Below are 356 nucleotides of genomic sequence, written 5' to 3'. Positions count from 1 at the left end.
CGCGGCGGCGGCGCGTCACCGGCGTCCCAGCCCACCCGGTCCTCGGCCAGGCGGTTGCCCAGCAGCAGGTGGGCCAAGGCCACCACCGTGGCCAGCACCCAGAAGCCGGGCCGGCGGTCGGGCCGCGCCACCGCCGGCGGCGGGTGGTCAGGCATCCAGCCAGGCCCGGCGGCGGCTGGCCACCACCCGCGGCGGCGTGGCCTGCAGCTGCAGTGCCACGGTGGTGGCCAGCGGCGTGTCGGCCTGCGGCTGCACCACACGGGTCAGCACCCGCTGGTCGCGCACCAGCAGCACGGTGAAGGGCTGGTCGCGCGGGATCCAGGCCTGGGCATCGTCCAGCCGGCGGATGCGCCAGC

General features: G+C 78.1%; 1 pseudogene. It reads right to left on the bottom strand.

Annotated features, from left to right (window positions below):
* Window positions 1–147 precede the first annotated feature (147 nt).
* Window positions 148–356 (bottom strand): annotated as a pseudogene (locus FFT10_RS27910) (M61 family metallopeptidase); the annotation flags it as partial.

This window comes from Pseudaquabacterium pictum, from assembly GCF_005403045.1.
Taxonomy (GTDB): Bacteria; Pseudomonadota; Gammaproteobacteria; order Burkholderiales; family Burkholderiaceae_C; genus Pseudaquabacterium; species Pseudaquabacterium pictum.
The sequence above is the reverse complement of the archived record's forward strand: the minus strand, read 5'-3'. Positions and strand labels throughout refer to the sequence as shown.